Raw genomic sequence first — 19504 nt, forward strand, 5'->3', positions numbered from 1 at the left:
GTCGTAGAGGTCTTAATGGGGCAACGGAGGAACAGTCGATGGCCGGCGAAGAGCAGGCGCAGCAGCTGACCGGTGTGCCGGCGGAGGTGCAGGAACAGCACGCACTCCTCGCCGAGCAGATCGAGGAGCACCGCTTCCGGTATTACGTGAAGGACCAGCCCGTCATCGACGACGCCGAGTTCGACCGGCAGATGCGCGCGCTGGAGGCCATCGAGGACGAGCACCCCGAGCTGCGCACACCGGACTCGCCGACCCAGAAGGTCGCCGGCCCCTACACGACGGAATTCACCTCCGTCGAGCACCGTGAGCGCCTGCTCTCCCTCGACAACGCGTTCGACGACGCGGAGCTCGCGGCCTGGGCCGATCGCGTGGCCAAGGACGTGGGCAGGGGCGGGTACCACTTCCTGTGCGAGCTCAAGGTGGACGGCCTCGCCGTCAACCTCACGTACGAGCACGGCAGGCTGACCCGCGCGGCGACCCGGGGCGACGGGCGCACGGGGGAGGACATCACCCCCAACGTCCGCACGATCGCCGAGATCCCGCTCCGCCTCAAGGGCGACCACGTCCCCGAGCTCGTCGAGATCCGGGGCGAGGTCTTCTTCCCCATGGAGGCCTTCGAGGGGCTCAACGCCCGGCTGGTCGAGGCAGGCGACAAGCCCTTCTCCAACCCGCGCAACGCGGCGGCCGGTTCGCTGCGGCAGAAGGACCCGAAGGTCACCGCCACCCGCCCGCTCCACATGGTGGTGCACGGCATCGGAGCCCGTGAGGGCTTCGACATCGACCGGCTCTCCCAGGCCTACGACCTGCTGAGGGAATGGGGCCTGCCCACCGCCCAGCACAACAAGGTCGTCGAATCCCTCGACGAGGTCCGGGAGTTCATCGCCTGGTTCGGCGAGAACCGGCAGTCCGTCGAGCACGAGATCGACGGCGTCGTCGTCAAGCTCGACGAGATCCCGCTCCAGGGCAGGCTGGGCTCCACCTCGCGCGCGCCCCGCTGGGCGATCGCCTGGAAGTACGCCCCCCAGGAGGTCAACACCAAGCTGGTCAACATCCGGGTCGGCGTCGGACGCACCGGCCGCGTCACGCCGTACGCCCAGGTCGAGCCGGTGGAGGTGGCGGGGTCGGAGGTCGAGTTCGCCACCCTGCACAACCAGAACGTGGTGAAGGCCAAGGGCGTCCTCATCGGCGACACGGTGGTGCTCCGCAAGGCGGGCGACGTCATCCCGGAGATCCTCGGCCCGGTCGTCGATCTGCGGGACGGCAGCGAGCGGGAGTTCGTCATGCCGTCCGAGTGCCCCGAGTGCGGGACGGCGCTGCGGCCCATGAAGGAGGCCGACATCGACCTCCGCTGCCCCAACGCCCGCTCCTGCCCCGCCCAGTTGCGGGAGCGGCTGGCCTATCTCGCGGGCCGCAAGTGCCTGGACATCGACCACTTCGGCTATGTCGCGGCCGCGGCCCTGACCAAGCCCCTGGAGCCCGCCGAGCCGCCCCTGCTCGACGAGGGGGATCTCTTCGGGCTGACGGTGGAGCAGCTGCTGCCCATCCGGGCGTACGTCCTGGACGCCGACAGCGGGCTGCCCAAGCGTGACCCGAAGACGGGCGAGGAGAAGATCGCCACGGTCTTCGCCAACCAGCAGGGCGAGCCGAAGAAGAACGCCCTCGGCATGCTGGAAGGCATCGCGGCGGCCAGACAGGCCCCGCTCGCCCGGATCCTCACCGGCCTCTCGATCCGGCACGTGGGCCCGGTGGCAGCCGTCGAGCTGGCCCGGCAGTTCCGGTCCGTCGACCGGATCGACGCGGCGTCCGAGGAGGAGCTGGCCGCGGCGGACGGGGTGGGCCCGATCATCGCCGCCTCGGTCAAGCAGTGGTTCGCCGAGGACTGGCACCGCGAGATCCTGCGCAAATGGCGGGAGGCCGGGGTCCGGATGGAGGACGAGGGCGCCGGCGAGGACGAGGGGCCACGCCCGCTGGAGGGGCTCACCGTCGTGGTCACCGGCACCCTGACCGCCCACACCAGGGACGGAGCCAAGGAGGCGCTCCAGAGCCTCGGGGCGAAGGTCACCGGCTCCGTCTCGAAGAAGACCTCCTTCGTGGTGGTGGGCGACAACCCGGGGTCCAAGTACGACAAGGCGATGCAGCTGAAGGTGCCCGTCCTCGACGAGGACGGCTTCGCCGTGCTCCTGGAGCAAGGGCCGGACGCCGCCCGGGAAGCCGCCGTTCCCGCCGAGGAGACCTGATCGAGGCGCGATCGGGCGTGGAGACCTGATCGAGGCGCGATCGAGATGCCGGGGACGCGTGGCCGTGAGCGACGGGGGAAGTAAGGCAACGAGGTGACGCGGACGGACGGCCGGCCCGCCTCGCATCACCCGTTCGGCGCTTATCAGAAGGTGAACGGTGCAGGACCGCATTCGGGCAAGAGCTGCAGAGCGCTGCCCGTGGGGCCCCTCGTCGGCCTACTGTTGAACGAGCACCTGCCGTGCCCGGCCGCGTGGTGGGATTTGGGTCGTGGTGGCATGGGAGCGGGGGCCACCATGGGACATCGGCACCGCCGGCTGTGAGAGGGACGGAATGAAACCGACCGAGAGCGCCGCACCGGTGTCGCGTCTGCAAGGTTTCGTGGGCCTCACGTCCAAGGTGGGCGCCGTCGTCGTGGCGGTCGCCGCCGTGCAGCTGGCGACCGGGTTCTACCGCACGGTCCACGACGGACACGCGCTCTTTCCCGCCGGCACCGCCGGCTGGTCGCTCGCCCTGCTCACCGGAATCATCGTGGGCCATCTGGTCGCCCTCGGGCGCGACCGCTGGTGGGGCGGCACCGGTTCCGGCGCCGCCCTCACCCTCGCCGTCCTGCTGCTCTACGGCTGGGTGGCCGCGGGCCTGGTCAGCCTCGTCGTCGTGGTGCTCGTCGGTACGGCCAGGCGGCACCGGTGGTGGCAGGGGCTGCTGCACGGGGCGGTGGACATACTCGGCATAGGCGCGGCCGCGCTGGTCCTGTCCGCCTTCGGCGAGGTCCCGAGCGTCGAAACGCCCTGGCGGCCACTCCACTGGGGTATCGACGCCGTACCGGAAGTGCTGCTCGCCGCCGGCATGTATCTCCTCGTCACCCGCTTCCTGCTCTGGTACGCCAGGGCGTCCCAGGGCGGCGGGCTGCCGACGATCGCCCGCACCGCCCTGCTGCGCCAGGGGCTCGTCGCGGTCGCCCTGCTGGGCATCGCCCCGCTGATCTGTGTGGTGGCCTCGGCCAAGCCGGTGCTGCTGCCGCTCTTCGCCGTCCCGCTGATCGCCCTGGACTCCACGCTGTGGATCGCCCGCGCACGGGCCGAGGAGCAGCTGAGGGACCCGCTCACCGGTCTGCCCAACCGTCAGTGGCTCCTGGAGAGAACGTGGACGGCGCTGGAGGAGGCCGGCGGCACCGGCACCAGAACCGCCCTGGTCCTCATCGACCTCGACCGCTTCCGGGCCGTCAACGACACCCTCGGGCATCTCGCCGGGGACCGGCTGCTGCTCCAGATAGCGGAGCGGCTGCGGCTCGCCCTGCCGCGCGGCGCGGAGGCCGCACGGCTCGGCGGCGACGAGTTCGCCGTGCTGCTCCCGACCGCGGACTCGGCCACCAGCGCCCAGCGCATCGCCCGCCATCTCGTCGCCGAGCTCTCCTCGCCCCTCGACCTCGACGGGCTCACGCTCGTGCTGGAGGCGAGCGCGGGGGTCGCCGTCCACCCCGACCACGCGCTGGACGCCGAAGGGCTCCTCAGGCGGGCGGACGTGGCCATGTACCAGGCCAAGCGGGACCGCACGGGCGTGGAGGTCTACGAGTCCAAGCGCGACAGCAACACCCCGGACCGGCTCGGCCTGCTGGGCGATCTGCGCCGGGCCCTGGACGCCCACGAGGTGGAGCTCCACTACCAGCCCAAGGTCCGTTTCGACGGCCAGGTGGCGGGCCTCGAAGCGCTCGTGCGCTGGGTGCACCCGGAGCGCGGGCGGGTCCCCCCGGACGAGTTCATCGCGATCGCGGAATCCTCCGGCCTGATGCCCCACCTCACCGAGTACGTCCTGGAGACCGCGCTGGCCCAGGTGGCCCGGTGGCGGGCCCAGGGGCTGTTCGTCCCCGTCGCGGTCAACGTCTCGCCGCGCGACGTCCACACCCCCGGCTTCGCGGGCAGCGTCGCCGCCCGGCTCGCCCGGCACGGGGTCCCGGCCGGTGCGCTGCAGCTCGAGATAACCGAGCACGTCCTGCTGGAGGACCCTCAGCGGGCCGCGGACACCCTGGCCGGGCTGACCGGGCACGGCGTGAAGATGTCCCTCGACGACTTCGGCACCGGTTACTCCTCCCTCGTCCACCTGCGGAAGCTGCCGGTCAGCGAGCTCAAGATCGACCGGTCGTTCGTCGCACGGCTGGCCGTGGACAACGAGGACGCCGAGATCGTCCGCTGCACCATCGACCTGGCCCATTCGCTCGGCCTGATCGTCGTCGCCGAGGGCGTCGAGGACGACGAGACCTGGGAGCGGCTGCGGGACCTGCGCTGCGACGCGGTGCAGGGCTGGCTCGTCGCCGCGGCGATGCCGCCGCAGGAGACGACGGCCTGGCTGCGGGCCCGCGGCGAGCACGGGTGGCGGCGGCCCGCCGACCAGAAGGCCGCGGCGGCGGCGTTGCAGCCCGAGGTGGAGCAGCAGCGCCCGGCCGGACGGGCGGTCTCCGGCCCGGCGACGGCCTGAGGACCACACGGCCCCGCGCGACGGCCTGAGGACCGTACGGCCCCGCCCGGTGGCCGTTTTGTCCTCAATCGCCGGACGGGCCCGCCGTGGCCGGACCGGGATTGTGAGGCGGCGGGCGGTCATGCAGTCGGGGCAGTGTCCGGCGACCCCATAGGATTGGGCCAAAACCACACACCAAACCCTGAGGATCGCTGCATGCCTGGCATCACGCGCGAGGAGGTCGCCCACCTCGCCCGGCTGGCGCGTCTGGAGCTGAAGGGCGAAGAGCTCGAACACTTCGCCGGTCAGCTCGACGACATCATCGGCGCGGTCGCCCGCGTCTCCGAGGTCGCCGACCAAGACGTACCGCCGACCTCCCACCCGCTGCCGCTGACCAACGTCATGCGGGCGGACGAGGTCCGTCCGTCGCTCACCCCCGAGCAGGCGCTCTCCGGCGCCCCGGCCCAGGAGCAGCAGCGTTTCAAGGTGCCGCAGATCCTGGGGGAGGACTAACAGCCATGACGGACATCAGCACCATCATCAAGCTCACCGCGGCGCAGATCGCCGCGAAGATCGCCTCCGGCGAGCTGACGGCCGTCGAGGTCGCCGAGGCCCACCTGGCCCGGATCGACGCCATCGACGAGAAGGTCCACGCCTTCCTGCACATCGACCGCGAGGGCGCGCTCGCGCAGGCCCGCGCCGTCGACGCCAAGCGTGCGGCGGGCGAGAAGCTCGGCCCGCTGGCCGGCGTCCCGCTCGCGCTCAAGGACATCTTCACCACCCAGGACATGCCGACCACCGTCGGCTCGAAGATTCTCGAGGGCTGGGTCCCGCCGTACGACGCGACCCTCACGAAGAAGCTGAAGGCCGCCGACGTCGTCATCCTCGGCAAGACCAACATGGACGAGTTCGCCATGGGGTCCTCCACCGAGAACAGCGCCTACGGCCCGACCGGCAACCCCTGGGACCTCACCCGTATCCCGGGCGGTTCCGGCGGTGGCTCGTCCGCCGCGCTGGCCTCCTTCGAGGCGCCGCTCGCCATCGGCACGGACACCGGCGGCTCCATCCGCCAGCCCGCGGCCGTCACCGGCACCGTCGGCGTCAAGCCCACCTACGGCGGCGTCTCCCGCTACGGCATGGTCGCCTTCTCGTCCTCCCTCGACCAGGGCGGCCCCTGCGCCCGTACGGTCCTGGACGCGGCGCTGCTCCACGAGGTCATCGGCGGCCACGACCCGCTCGACTCGACGTCCATCGACGCCCCGGTCCCGCCGGTCGTCGAGGCCGCGCGCAACGGCTCCGTACAGGGCATGCGCGTCGGCGTCGTCAAGCAGTTCTCCGGCGAGGGCTACCAGGCCGGCGTCGTCCAGCGCTTCAACGAGTCCGTCGAGCTGCTGAAGTCGCTCGGCGCCACGATCGTCGAGCTGGACTGCCCGTCCTTCGACCTCGCTCTTTCGGCGTACTACCTGATCGCGCCGTCCGAGTGCTCCTCGAACCTGGCGCGCTTCGACGCCATGCGCTACGGCCTGCGGGTCGGCGACGACGGCACGCGCTCCGCCGAGGACGTCACCGCCCTCACCCGCGAGGCCGGCTTCGGCGACGAGGTCAAGCGCCGCATCATCCTCGGTACGTACGCGCTCAGCTCCGGCTACTACGACGCGTACTACGGCTCGGCCCAGAAGGTCCGCACCCTCATCACCCAGGACTTCGAGAAGGCGTTCGAGCAGGTGGACGTCATCGTCTCGCCGACGACGCCCACCACCGCCTTCCCGATCGGCGAGCGCGCCGACGACCCGATGGCGATGTACCTCGCGGACCTGTGCACCATTCCGACCAACCTCGCCGGCAACTCCGCCATGTCGCTGCCCTGCGGTCTGGCACCGGAGGACGGCCTGCCGGTCGGACTGCAGATCATCGCCCCCGCCATGAAGGACGACCGGCTGTACAAGGTCGGAGCAGCCGTCGAGGCCGCTTTCGTGGAAAAGTGGGGGCACCCGCTGCTTGAGGAGGCTCCGTCACTATGAGCGCAATGGCTAAGAAGGCCAAGAACTTCAAGAAGTCCAAGTCCGGTGTGTACGTGTCCCTGGGCACCACCGCCTTCGGCGCCCTGAGCGTCGTCAAGCAGGCGAGGATGGCCCGCCAGGACAACGACACGCTGCGGCTGGTCGACGCCGCCGTATCCGCCGCCGCGATCGTGACCGGACTCGCGATCCTCTACCGCGAGCTCAAGCGTCTCGGCGACGACGACGTCCTGCTGGGCTGAGAGGGAAAGTTTCATCGTGACTGTCATCGACCTGGAGTCGTACGAGGATGCCCTCGCGACGTACGACCCCGTCATGGGCCTCGAGGTCCATGTGGAGCTCGGCACCAAGACCAAGATGTTCTGCGGGTGCTCCACCGAGCTCAAGCAGGACGCGAACTCGCAGACCTGCCCGGTCTGCCTCGGACTGCCGGGCGCGCTGCCCGTCGTCAACGAGATCGGCGTCGAGTCCGCCGTCAAGATCGGTCTCGCGCTGAACTGCGAGATCGCCGAGTGGTGCCGCTTCGCCCGGAAGAACTACTTCTATCCGGACATGCCGAAGAACTTCCAGACCTCCCAGTACGACGAGCCGATCGCCTTCGACGGCTATCTGGACGTCCAGCTGGAGGACGGCGAGATCTTCCGCGTACAGATCGAGCGCGCGCACATGGAGGAGGACACCGGCAAGTCGACGCACGTCGGCGGTGCCACCGGCCGCATCCACGGCGCCTCCCACTCGCTGCTCGACTACAACCGTGCGGGCATCCCCCTCATCGAGATCGTCACCAAGCCGATCGAGGGAGCGGGCGCACGCGCCCCCGAGGTCGCCAAGGCGTACGTCGCCGAGCTCCGCGAGCTCATCAAGGCGCTCGGCGTCTCGGAGGCCCGGATGGAGATGGGCCAGATGCGCTGCGACGTCAACCTGTCGCTGCGCCCCAACGGCACCGAGAAGTTCGGCACGCGCTCCGAGACGAAGAACGTCAACTCGCTGCGCTCCGTCGAGCGTGCCGCCCGCTTCGAGATCCAGCGTCACGCCGCGGTGCTGAACTCCGGCGGGACGATCGTGCAGGAGACCCGGCACTTCCACGAGGAGGACGGCTCCACCACGGCCGGCCGCATCAAGGACAACGCCGAGGACTACCGCTACTTCCCCGAGCCGGACCTGGTGCCGGTCGCCCCCGCCCGCGACTGGGTCGAGGAGCTCCGCAAGGGACTCCCCGAGCTGCCCCGGCTGCGCCGCAAGCGGCTGAAGGAGGAGTGGGGTGTCAACGAGCACGACATGCAGTCCATCCTCAACGCCGGCGCGGTCGACCTGATCGTCGCCACGACGGAGGCGGGCGCCCCGTCGGACCAGGCACGCAAGTGGTGGATGGGCGAGCTCGCCCGTAACGCCAACGAGACCGGCCGCAGCCTGGACGAGCTGCCGGTCACCCCGGCGCAGGTCGCCCGGGTGGCGGAGCTCGTCGCCTCCGGCGACCTCAACGACAAGCTGGCGCGCCAGGTCCTCGAGGGTGTCCTCGCGGGCGAGGGCGACCCCGACACCGTCGTCGAGAAGCGCGGCCTGAAGGTCGTCTCCGACGAGGGTGCGCTGTCCACCGCCGTCGACGAGGCCATCGCGGGCAACGCCGCCATCGCGGACAAGATCCGCGGGGGCAAGGTGGCCGCCGCCGGCGCTCTGGTGGGCGCGGTCATGAAGGCCACCCGCGGCCAGGCCGACGCGGCACGCGTGCGTGAGCTGATCCTGGAGAAGCTCGGCGTCGAGGGCTGATCCCGGCACGCCCCTGGGGGCGGTGCACCCGTTCACCGGGTGTGCCGCCCCCTTCGCGTGGCCCGGGCCGGCCCGCAGGACGTTCACCACCAGGCCGTACGGCGGTCTTCCCGTAGCCATTCGGCGTGACTAGCTTCCAGAGCCGTAGATACGGAATCGGGAGGCTCACTTGACCACGGACATGTCACGGCGGCGGCTCTTCGCGCTCGGGGGCGGTGCGCTCGGCGCCGCCGCGGCGGGATCGTTCCTGCCCCCGTCGCTCCAGGCGGCGATCGCCGCGCAGCCCGCGGCCGGACGGTCCGGTGGTGCGGGGCTGGACGCCATCGAGCACGTGGTGATCCTGATGCAGGAGAACCGTTCCTTCGATCACTACTTCGGGACGCTGCGCGGAGTGCGCGGCTTCGGCGACCGCAACGCGATCGAACTCCCCTCCGGCCGGCCCGTCTTCGAACAGCCGGGGCCGGCGGGCACGACCGTACTGCCGTTCCCCGTGCGGGAGGCCGCGGAGGCGCAGAAGAAGGATTTGCAGTACATCGGCGCCCTCGACCACTCGTGGAGCGGTGGCTCCAAGGCGTGGGCCGACGGCTGGATGAACGGCTGGGTCACCGCGAAGACCGCCGCGACCATGGCGTACTACGACCGCGGGGACATCCCGCTGCACTACGAGCTCGCCGACACCTTCACGGTCTGCGACGCCTACCACTCGTCGATCCACACCTCCACCAGCCCGAACCGCAACCACCTGTGGAGCGGGAAGACCGGTAACGAGCCGAACGGCAGGCGGGCCGTCGGCAACGACGCGTACGACGAGGGCACCCACCCCGGATACGACTGGGGCACCTACGCCGAGCGGCTGGAGAAGGCCGGGCGGAGCTGGAAGACGTACACCGAGTGGGAGAACTTCACCGACAACCAGATCGAGTTCTTCGCCACCTTCAAGGCCATCGCGCGCAAGGCGCTGGCGAAGACCGACGGCCATACCTACATGGAGTCCTTCTACGCCACCGTGCGCGAGGCGGACGGGCCCGCCGAGCGGGAGCGGCTGCTGGCCCTGCTCGACGAGGGCGTCGCCGCCCTGACGGCGGCCGAGCGCAGTCTGTTCGAGCGGGGGCTGCGCCGGGTCGAGACGGGCACGCTCGCCCAGGAGTTCGCCGACGACGTGGCGGCGGGGACGCTGCCGGAGGTCTCCTACCTGGTCCCGTCGGCGGTCGATTCCGAGCACCCGAGCGTCTCCTCGCCGGTGCACAGCGCGACCGTCGTCTACAAGATCCTGGACGCACTCGGCAAGCACCCCGATGTGTGGCGGCGCACCGTCGTCCTCATCAACTACGACGAGAACGACGGATTCTTCGACCACGTGCCCCCGCCGGTCGCCCCCGCGGAGGTGCCGGAGGAGCACTGGGAGGGCAAGCCCACCGGGCTCGGCGTGCGGGTGCCGCTGCTGGTCGTCTCCCCCTGGTCGGTCGGCGGGTACGTCTGCTCCGAGGTCTTCGACCACACCTCCGTGATCCGCCTCCTGGAGCGCTGGACGGGGGTCGAGGAACCCAACATCGGCGCCTGGCGGCGCAAGGTCACCGGAGACCTCACCTCGGCCTTCGACTTCACCCGTGCGCGGCGGCAGCCCGGGACGGAGCCCCCCGCCGCGATCCCGCCGTTCGGCGGCCGCTGGCAGCCGAAGCCGCCCGCCGTCCAGCACATGCCCGCCCAGGAGGCCGGCGTCCGGCCGGCCCGGCCCCTGCCCTACCAGCCCGACGCGCAGGCCAGGCGCGTGGCCGGCGGGCTGCGGCTCGACCTCGGCAACACCGGCAGGTCCTCCGCGCACTTCACGCTCTACCCGTACGCGGGGGAGTTCCCCGCCCCCCAGCACCGGGACGTCAGGGGCACGGCACGGTGGGCGGTGCCGCTGACCGGTGAGGCGTACCGCTTCACGGTCACCGGTCCGAACGGCTTCCGGCGGGAGTTCGAGGGCGCGTCCGGCGGGGGCGCGGAACTCGCCTCCCGCATCGACGCCCACGAGCGGGACCTGCACCTCACGCTGCGCAACAACGGCAGGCGGACACTGACCTACACCGTGCGGCCCCTCGGATACGTCGACGAGGACGACCTGCGGAACTGGACCCGGACGGTCGCGGTCAAGCCCGGGCGCAGCCGTACGGTCGTGCACTCGGCGGCCGACGCCCACGGCTGGTACGACATTGAGGTGACGGCCGACGAGGCGGGCTCCTTCCGGCGCCGGCTGATGGGCCACATCGAGAACGGCCGGGCGAGCGTCACCGGCTGACGGCAGGAGGCGGGCGGTGGTGGCGGCCGTACGACGAAAGGGGCGAAGCCGACCCATGTGACCATGGCCACCAAAGCGGCACATGGTCAGGAATGGCTGACAGAGTGAGGCTCTCAGGTCATGCGACTTCGTGGGATGTTCCCGTCATATCCCCCTACGGTCCACGAACCCCAGGAGAACCTCCGTTGGCCGCCCTCGCACGCTGGTGTCTCAGGCACCGCCTCGCCACCGTCCTGATCTGGCTGATCGCCCTCGGAGGCGTGTCGGCCGCGGCCGGGTTCGCGGGGTCCGCGTACTCCGACGACTACGAGGTGCCGGGCACCGAGTCCGGCCGCGCCGGCGAGCTCCTGCGGACGGGTTTCGACGACCTCGGCGGCGAGACCGGCACCGTCGTCTGGCACACCTCCGGCTCCACCGTCCGCGACGCCCGCGTCGAGCGGACGATGACCAGGACGCTGCACGAGATCGGCGCACTGCCCGGCGTCGGAGACGTCAGCGGCCCCTACGGGGCGACGGATCAGGGGCGGATCAGCGCGGACGGGCACACCGCCTACGCGACGGTCACCTTCGGCCACCGGGCCGGGGAGATCCCGCCGGAACAGGCCCAGGCCGTCGTCGACACCGCGCAGCGGGCCGCCGGTGAAGGACTCCAGGTCGAACTCGGCGGGGCCGCCGTGGCGCTGACCGAGGCACCGGCGCTCCATCTGAGCGAGGCCGTGGGGGTGGCCGTCGCCGCGGTCGTCCTCTTCCTCGCCTTCGGCTCGCTCGCCGCGAGCCTGCTGCCCATCGCCACCGCACTCGTCTCCGTCGGCACCGCGTACGCGGGCATCGTGCTGCTCGGCCACGTCATGACCGTCGCCGACTTCGCGCCGATGCTGGGGATGCTCATCGGGCTCGGTGTGGGCATCGACTACGCCCTGTTCATCGTCACCCGGCACCGGAGAGGCCTGCGACGCGGCCTCTCCGTGCCCGAAGCCGCGCGGAACGCCGTCGCGACGACGGGGCGCGCCGTGGTCTTCGCCGGAGCCACCGTCTGCGTCGCCCTGCTCGGCATGCTGGTCCTGCGGCTCGGCTTCCTCAACGGGGTGGCGATCGCCGCCTCCCTCACCGTGGTGCTGACCGTCGCCGCCTCCGTGACCCTGCTGCCCGCGCTGCTCTCCTTCATCGGCATGCGGGCCCTGAGCCGGCGTGAGCGCGGCCGGCTCGCCGAGCACGGGTCGCAGGCCGAACGCGCCACCGGCTTCACCGCCCGCTGGTCGGCCTTCGTCGAGCGGCGCCCCCGGCTGCTGGGAGCGGCCGCGGCCGCTGTCATGGCGGTGCTCGCACTGCCGACCCTCTCCCTGCACCTGGGCACCTCCGACCAGGGAAACAACCCCGCCACGGCCACCACCCGCCAGGCGTACGACCTGCTGGCCGACGGGTTCGGCCCCGGCGTCAACGGGCCGCTGACCATAGCCGCCCACCTCGACGGAGCCGACGACCGGCTCGCCCTGGACGGCCTGCCCGCCGTGCTGCGGGACACCGAAGGCGTCGCCTCGGTGAGCCCGGTGACGTACAACGGCAGCGGCGACACCGCGTTCCTCACCGTCGTCCCCGACTCCGCTCCGCAGTCGCAGCGGACCAGCGAACTCGTCGACCGGCTCCGCCACGACGTCCTGCCGCCGGCGGGGGCCACCACCTCGCTCCGGACGCATGTGGGCGGGGTGACGGCCGGATACGACGACTTCGCCGAGATCATCGTCGGCAAGCTGCCGCTCTTCGTCGGGGTGGTCGTCGGGCTCGGCTGCCTGCTCCTGCTGCTGGCGTTCCGCTCCCTCGCCGTCCCCCTCAAGGCCGCCGTGATGAACGTGGCCGCCGTGGCCGCCTCCTTCGGCGTCGTCGTCGCGGTCTTCCAGTGGGGATGGGGGAGCGAGCTGCTGGGACTCGGCAGCGCGGGCCCCATCGAGCCCTTCCTCCCGGTGATCATGGTCTCGGTGCTCTTCGGGCTGTCCATGGACTACCAGGTCTTCCTCGTCGGCCGGATGTACGAGGAGTGGCTGGAGACCGGCGACAACCGGCGGTCCGTGCGCGTCGGCCTGGCGGAGACCGGCCGGGTGATCAACTCGGCCGCGGTGATCATGATCTCCGTCTTCCTCGCCTTCGTCCTCAGCGGCGACCGCGTCATCGCGATGTTCGGCATCGCGCTCGCCGCCGCCGTCGCACTCGACGCCTTCGTCCTGCGCACCCTGCTCGTGCCCGCGCTGATGCACATGCTCGGGGGTGCGAACTGGTGGCTCCCCGCCCGGCTGGACCGGCTGCTCCCGCATATCAGCATCGAGCCGCCGGACCGCACGGCACCACGTGCGAGGATCCCGGGGGAGCGCGCGGGGGAGGAAGTCCCGGCGGCCCCGCAGCGCGTTCACTGAGACAGCACGAAGACCGAGGAGATTCACTGTGTTCACGGTGTCACTGGGGGACGACGGAGCGGAGCTCCGGCCGGTCGAGCCCTGGCAGGCCGAGGAGTTCCTGGCCCACATGGACCGGGCGCGCGCCCTGGTCGACCCCTGGATCCCGTTCGCCGCGGCGGCCAAGGACCTCACGTCCGCACGCGCCCTGCTCCAGCGTTACGCGGACAAGCAGGCGGCCGACACCGGCCGGCTCTACGGCATCTGGCTGGACGGCACGCTGGTCGGCGGCGTCCTGTTCCGGATATTCGAGGCGGAGACCGGCAACTGCGAGATCGGCTGCTGGCTGGAGGCGGCCGCCGAGGGCCGCGGCCTGGTCACCCGGGCTTCGCGGAAGCTGATCGACTGGGCCTTCGGCGTACGGGGCATGCACCGCGTGGAGTGGGTCGCGTCCTCGGCCAACCGGCGCAGTGTCGCCGTCGCCGAACGGCTCGGCATGACCCGCGAGGGTGTACTCCGCGAGGCCTATCCGTACCGCGGCAAGCGTCACGACCAGGAGATCTGGGCCCTTCTGGCGTCCGAATGGCGGCAGAGGAAGGGCTGAGGCGGCCGGTGTCAGGCCGGTCTTAAGGAGGTTCTCATACGGGACCCCTAGCGTGCGGCGCATGAACACCTCCCCCTCCACTCCGACCACTGACGACACCGAGGAGAAGAAGGCGGCCGACGGAACCGCCACCACGCCGAGCGTGACGAAGCAGGCCGGGCCGGCGGAAGACGCCGTACCGGACGGAGTCGCACCGGGTGTGACCGCTTCGGACGTGACCGCCATGGACGTGGCGGCGACGGACGCGGCCGCGGAGGACGGCCTCGAGACCGACCTGGAGCCCGACCCCTACGCCGAGGCCGAAGCGGCCGCGGCGTCCGGGGCCGGAACCGGAGCCGCCGCCGTGGTGGCGGCCGGGCTGGGCGTCATCTCGCTCTCGGGTGCCTGGACCGGCCGTGTCGCCGCCGAGCGCGAGACCCTGGTCGGCCAGATCAAGACCTCCGGCGGCACAGGCAGCGCCGCCCAGCAGATCTCCGAGATCTACGGCGACGCGTGGCACAGCACGGCCCTCGTCAACGGGGTCTTCGCGCTGCTCGCGCTGCTCGTCGGCGTCTTCGTCCTGGTCCGGCCCTCCTTCGGCACCCCGTCCCTCGTCCCGCAGGCGGGCTGGGTCCGCTCCGTCGCCATGGCGGGCATCGCGCTCGGCGTCCTCGGCCTGCTGATCTCCGTGGGCATGTACCTCGACCTCTTCGTCGCGCTGCCCTCCGCGGCCGGCTGAGGACCTGGCCGACGCCTCGGCCCCCCGGTGACGGCCGGTCTAAGGCATCCGCCACCCGGGCCTAAGGCCCCCCGCCCGCAGAGATGCGGCACTCGCCCGATGTGGCGGCAACCCCTGGCGGACGAGAGTGGGGGCACGGCAGAAGCCGTGCCCCCACTTTCCGCTCCACCAGGGAGAACACCATGTACGAGTACGAGATCCACCAGCTCGCCGTCGCCGAGCTGATCCGCAGGGCCGAGGAGCAGCGGACCGTCCGCCAGGCGGTGCTCGCCCGCCGCGCCGCCCGTCGTTCCGGACAGGACGACACCGAAGGGCGGGTGGGGAAGAACCGGAGCTGGTTCGTCCGCGCCGCGTAGCGATGGACCACCGAAAATCGGTCGCCGGGGTGTCGTACGCGTATGCGATGCTCGGCGACGTGGAGACCAACACCGTCAGCCCCGTCTTCGTCGGCCGAGCCGGTGAACTCGCCGCGCTCACCGAGACGCTCGTCCGCGCCGCCGCCGGGGAACCGCAGGCACTGCTCGTCGGCGGCGAGGCGGGCGTCGGCAAGACCCGGCTGGTCGAGGAGTTCATCCGGGCGGCCTGCCGCCGGGACGCCGTCGTGGCCGTCGGCGGGTGCGTGGAGATCGGGGCCGACGGCCTGCCCTACGCCCCGTTCGCGACGGCGCTCCGCGCCCTGCGCCGGGCGCTCCCGGAGGAACTGACGGAGGCTCTGGCCGGCCAGGAGGGCGAGCTCGCCCGGCTGCTGCCCGAGCTGGGCGAGGCCGACCGGGCGCCGGACGACGAGCACGGCACCGCCCGGCTCTTCGAGCTCGCCGCCCGGCTGCTGGAGCGCGTCTCCGCCACCCGCACGGTCGTCCTCGTCCTGGAGGACCTCCACTGGGCCGACGCCTCCACGCGCCATCTGCTCGCCTATCTCTTCCGCACCCTGCGCAGCGGCCGCCTCGTCGTGATCGGGACGTACCGCGCCGACGACGTCCACCGCCGCCACCCCCTGCGCCCGCTCCTCGCCGAGCTCGACCGGCTCCGCACGGTCCGCCGCATCGAACTCGACCGCTTCAGCCGCGCGGAGGTCGGCCGGCAGCTCACCGGGATCCTCGCGATGGTCCCCGACGCCGCGCTGGTCGACGACATCTTCGAACGCTCCGACGGCAACGCCTTCTTCGTCGAGGAGCTCGCCCGCAGCGTGGAGTGCTGCGGCGACGGCTCCGGACTCTCCGACTCCCTCCGCGACCTCCTCCTGGTCCGCGTCGAGGCGCTGCCCGAGGACGCGCAGCGGATCGCCCGGATCATCGCCGAGGGCGGCTCCACGGTCGAGCACCCGCTCCTCGCCGCCGTCGCCGGCCTCGCCGAGGACGACCTCGACGAGGCGTTGCGGGCGGCGGTCGGCGCCAACCTGCTGCTGCCCGCCCCCGACACCGACGGCTACCGCTTCCGCCACTCCCTGGTCCGCGAGGCCGTCAGCGACGACCTGCTGCCCGGCGAACGCACCCGCCTCAACCGCCGCTACGCCGAGGCGCTGGAGGCCGACCCCTCCCTCGTACGCGCCGACGAGCGCGCCGCACGCCTCGCCAGCTACTGGTACGCCGCGCACGACGCGGCCAGGGCGCTGCCCGCCGTGCTCCAGGCAGCGGTGGCGGCCCGGCGCCGTTACGCGTACAGCGAGCAACTCCGGCTGCTGGAGAGGGCCATGGAGCTCTGGGACGACGTACCCGACGAGGTGCGCGCCACCCTGCGGCCGCTCGACCACGCCGAGGCCTACCCGGGGTGCGGCTGCGATCCGGCGGACCCGCTGGGCTACCTCGACCTGATGGCCGAGGCCACGGTGTCCGCCCGCTTCGGCGGCGACCGCGAACGGGCCCTGGCCCTCGCGAAGAAGGCGCTGCGCATCCTGGACCGGGCCCGGGACCCGCTGCGCGCGGCATGGTTCTGGGTGCAGCGTTCCCTCCTGATGCAGAGCCTCTCCCGGGGGGACGGCCGTCAGGAACTGGCCACCGCCGAGGACCTGGTGCGGGGTCTGCAGCCGTCCGCCGTGCACGCCGACGTCCTCGCCTCGGTCGCCGGCTGGGGCGCCCTGCACCGGCCCGGACCCGAGGCGCTGGTCGCGGCCGACCGGGCCGTGGAGTACGCCCGGCTCGTCGGCGAGGAGTCCATCGAGCTGCACGCCAGGCTCACCCGCGGCTGGCTCGCGATCGACGCGGGCGACGTCGAGGAGGGCATCGCCGAGATGTACGCCGTCCGCGACCGGGCCGAGGAGCTGCACCTGGTGGGCGTCATGAGCCGTGCCGCCACCAACCTGCCCTCCTCGCTCGAATCCTGCGGCCGCTCCCTGGAGGCGGTGGCCGCCGCCGACCACGGCATCCGGATCTGCCACAGCCACGGGGTCCCCGAGTCCGAGGCCTGGACACGGGCCAACCAGGCGCAGTCCTACTACTCGCTGGGGCACTGGAAGGAGAGCCGGGCAGCCGCGGAGGCCGCGGCCCCGCTGGCCCGGTCCCGCAAGTCGAACGCCCTGGTGGCCGCCCGCCGCACCGACCTGGCCCTGGCCACCGGGGACTTCGAGGAGGCCGAGGAGCAACTGACCCTGAACCGCCGCCATCTCGGCCACGAGACGCAGCCGCAGCACCTGATCTCTCCGGTACGGCACGCCATGGTCATCGCCGCCCGGAAGGGCATGCTCCCCGAGGCGCGGGCCGCGTTCGAGGCGCAGTCCGACATCGGACTGCCACCGGGAACCCAGCGGTACTCCCTGCCGCTGCTCGCCGCCGCCGCCGCGATCGAGGCCGACGCCCGCGGGCTGCCCGCCACGGACCCCGGGCGGCCGGCGATCCTGGAGCGGATCCGGGGCCACCTCAAGCGGCTGCCGATGCTGGTGCCCGTCTGGGCGGCGTACGGCGTGCTGATCGAGGCCGAACTGGCCCGTGCGGAAGGGGAGGACACCCCGGACCACTGGTGCCGGGCCGCCACCGCCTTCGCCCCGCTCCAGCGCCCCTTCGAGCTGGCCCAGATCCGCCATCACTGGGCGGAGGCGATCCTCACCGCCTCCGGCGACCGGACACCGGCGGCAGGACTCCTGCGCGAGGCCCACGCGGTCGCCGTACGCCTCGGGGCGCGGCCGCTCGCCGAGAGTGTCGAGCAGCTGGCCGGGCGGGCCCGAATCGCGCTCACCGGGCCGGACGACGTGGCCGGGGGCGAGGCCCGGCCCGCCGGGCCCGCCCCGGCGGTGGACGCCATCGAGTCGTTCGGGCTGACCTCACGGGAGCAGGAGGTGCACCGGCTGGTCGCGGCGGGCTACACCAACCGCCGGATCGCGGAGGAGCTGTACATCTCGCCGAAGACCGCCAGCGTGCACGTGTCCAACATCCTGGCCAAGCTCAGCGTCTCCAGCCGGGGCGAAGCGGCCGCCCTGGCGCACCGCTTCCGGCTGTACGCGGCGGGGTGAGAGCGGGCGGCCCCGCGGCTCTCAGCGGCGGGGCCGCCCGTGGTCGCGCCGCCCGTCGTCGCGCCGGTCCTGGGAGCGCCGGTCCTGGGACGGCCGGTCGTCCTGCTGCCGGTCGTCCTGCTGCCGGCCGTCCTCGGGAGGCGGCCCGGGTGCCGGGCGGCGGAGCGTCACCTTGCCGGAAGTGAGGTCTATCGGGCCCCGCGCCGGGTCGCCGACGCCCAGGTCGACCCGGCTCAGCTCCAGCCGCTTCTGCTCCTCGGCCATGTGCTTACGGCCCGGCGCGAAGAGCTCCTCGAAGAAGTTGAACACCCGCTGTGCTCCCTCCGGCCTGGTGCCCGTCCGGCGCGATACGGCCCGCCGGGTCCTGACGGGCCCGGGACGCCGCTACCGCACCTTCAGGAGCAGGATCCTGTCGTCGCCCGACTTCGCGGAGCCACGGCCGTCCGTGTTGCTCGTGACCAGCCACAGCTTGTCGCCGCCGGCGGCGAGCACCGTGCGCAGACGGCCGTACTTCCCCTCCAGGAACGCCTGGGGGGCGGCCAGGGGTTCCCCGTCCGCCTTGCCCGACAGCGGGATCCGCCAGAGCCGCTCGCCCCGCAGGCCGGCCATCCAGACCGATCCCCCGGCGTACGCGATACCGCTCGGCGAGGCCTCGGAGGTCTTCCACTGGGCCACCGGGTCGACGAAGCCCTCCTCGCCCTTCCTGCCCTCGACGTCGGGCCAGCCGTAGTTCCGGCCCGGCTCGATCAGGTTCAGCTCGTCCCAGGTGTCCTGGCCGAATTCCGATGCCCAGAGCCGCTTCCCGCTGTCCCAGGCCAGGCCCTGCACATTGCGGTGCCCGTACGAATAGACCAGCGAGTCGGCCTCGGGATTGCCGTGCACGGGCTCGCCGTCGGGCGTCATCCGCAGGATCTTGCCCGAGGGGGACGCCTTGTCCTGGGCGAGGCCGGTGTCGCCCGTCTCGCCGGTGCCCACGTACAGCATGCGGTCGGGGCCGAACGCGATCCGGCCACCGTTGTGGACGGCGCCCTTCGGGATCCCCCGCAGGATGGTGTCCGGTGCCCCCAACTGCTGTCCCGGGGGCTTCTTCTCGTCGTACTGGAGGCGGGCGACGCGGTTGTCCGACTCGGTGGTGAAGTACGCGTAGATCAGGTGGTCCGCGCCGTAGGTCGGTGCGACGGCGAGCCCCAGCAGGCCCCCCTCACCCGCGGGCGCGACCCCCGGCACCGAGCCCAGCAGGGTCTTCTCGCCGCTCTCCCCGTCGACCCGGGTGATCGTCGCCTCGTCACGCGAGGAGACCAGCAGGTCGCCCCCGGGCAGCGCCGCCAGGCCCCAGGGTGAGGCGAGGCCGTCCGTGAGCGTCTTCACCACCTCGACCGAGCCCTTGGCCGGCGGCAGGTCCGCCGACGGGCTCGCCGAGGCCGGGGGAGCGGACGTGGCGCTCGCCGGGGGCGAGGAGGCGCCCTCGCCGGCCGCAGGGCCGTCGCCGGACGAACAGGCGGTCAGCAGGAGGGAGGCCGAGGCGAGCAGGGCCACCGCCCCCTTGCGCAGCACGGGACTTTGCACAGCACCGATCCTTTCGAGGGTCGCACGACCATGTT

14 protein-coding genes are annotated in these 19504 nt (G+C 72.2%); 12 read left to right on the forward strand and 2 right to left on the reverse strand.

What is annotated here, in order from left to right; translation table 11 throughout:
- The first annotated feature begins 38 nt into the window (after positions 1-38).
- The 12 genes from ligA to ACIP63_RS13295 all read left to right on the forward strand — a co-directional run bounded on the left by ligA (position 39) and on the right by ACIP63_RS13295 (position 17903).
- On the forward strand, positions 39-2237 hold the full coding sequence (gene ligA / locus ACIP63_RS13240) for an NAD-dependent DNA ligase LigA (protein WP_401514532.1): 2199 nt from the start codon (positions 39-41) through the stop codon (positions 2235-2237).
- 331 nt (positions 2238-2568) lie between these two features.
- Entirely contained in the window at positions 2569-4710 is a 2142-nt protein-coding gene (locus tag ACIP63_RS13245) for a putative bifunctional diguanylate cyclase/phosphodiesterase (RefSeq protein WP_401514535.1), read from the forward strand.
- 195 nt (positions 4711-4905) lie between these two features.
- A complete protein-coding gene (gatC, locus tag ACIP63_RS13250) occupies positions 4906-5202 on the forward strand; it encodes an Asp-tRNA(Asn)/Glu-tRNA(Gln) amidotransferase subunit GatC (protein WP_014153935.1) in 297 nt (98 codons plus the stop codon).
- A gap of 5 nt (positions 5203-5207) precedes the next feature.
- On the forward strand, positions 5208-6710 hold the full coding sequence (gatA, locus tag ACIP63_RS13255; protein ID WP_401514538.1) for an Asp-tRNA(Asn)/Glu-tRNA(Gln) amidotransferase subunit GatA: 1503 nt from the start codon (positions 5208-5210) through the stop codon (positions 6708-6710).
- A complete protein-coding gene (locus ACIP63_RS13260) occupies positions 6707-6949 on the forward strand; it encodes a hypothetical protein (RefSeq protein WP_104789325.1) in 243 nt (80 codons plus the stop codon). Before gatA ends, ACIP63_RS13260 begins: the two co-directional genes overlap by 4 nt.
- 16 nt (positions 6950-6965) lie before the next feature.
- On the forward strand, positions 6966-8474 hold the full coding sequence (gatB, locus tag ACIP63_RS13265) for an Asp-tRNA(Asn)/Glu-tRNA(Gln) amidotransferase subunit GatB (protein WP_401514540.1): 1509 nt from the start codon (positions 6966-6968) through the stop codon (positions 8472-8474).
- A 169-nt stretch (positions 8475-8643) separates the two neighbouring features.
- A complete protein-coding gene (locus tag ACIP63_RS13270) occupies positions 8644-10755 on the forward strand; it encodes a phosphocholine-specific phospholipase C (RefSeq protein WP_401514543.1) in 2112 nt (703 codons plus the stop codon).
- Positions 10756-10940: 185 nt separating this feature from the next.
- Positions 10941-13160: an MMPL family transporter gene (locus ACIP63_RS13275; protein WP_401514545.1), complete on the forward strand. Its 2220-nt coding sequence runs from the start codon at positions 10941-10943 to the stop codon at positions 13158-13160.
- A gap of 28 nt (positions 13161-13188) precedes the next feature.
- The gene (locus tag ACIP63_RS13280; protein WP_401514548.1) at positions 13189-13743 is read left to right on the forward strand and encodes a GNAT family N-acetyltransferase; all 555 of its coding nucleotides are present in this window, start codon (positions 13189-13191) and stop codon (positions 13741-13743) included.
- Positions 13744-13804: 61 nt separating this feature from the next.
- A complete protein-coding gene (locus tag ACIP63_RS13285; protein ID WP_401514551.1) occupies positions 13805-14461 on the forward strand; it encodes a hypothetical protein in 657 nt (218 codons plus the stop codon).
- 182 nt (positions 14462-14643) lie between these two features.
- Positions 14644-14817 (forward strand): hypothetical protein, encoded by a 174-nt coding sequence (locus ACIP63_RS13290; protein WP_401514554.1) that lies wholly within the window; start codon positions 14644-14646, stop codon positions 14815-14817.
- A gap of 47 nt (positions 14818-14864) precedes the next feature.
- Complete coding sequence (locus ACIP63_RS13295; RefSeq protein WP_401515115.1) at positions 14865-17903, forward strand: AAA family ATPase; 3039 nt, start codon at positions 14865-14867, stop codon at positions 17901-17903.
- Between the two features lie 21 nt (positions 17904-17924).
- On the opposite strand, the gene ACIP63_RS13300 is transcribed toward ACIP63_RS13295, so the two are convergent.
- A complete protein-coding gene (locus ACIP63_RS13300) occupies positions 17925-18212 on the reverse strand; it encodes a DUF6191 domain-containing protein (RefSeq protein ID WP_401514556.1) in 288 nt (95 codons plus the stop codon).
- A 75-nt stretch (positions 18213-18287) separates the two neighbouring features.
- On the reverse strand, positions 18288-19469 hold the full coding sequence (locus tag ACIP63_RS13305; protein WP_401514559.1) for a PQQ-dependent sugar dehydrogenase: 1182 nt from the start codon (positions 19467-19469) through the stop codon (positions 18288-18290).
- Between the last annotated feature and the right edge of the window lie 35 nt (positions 19470-19504).

The organism is Streptomyces sp. NPDC088746 (genome assembly GCF_044751065.1).
Lineage (GTDB): Bacteria > Actinomycetota > Actinomycetes > Streptomycetales > Streptomycetaceae > Streptomyces.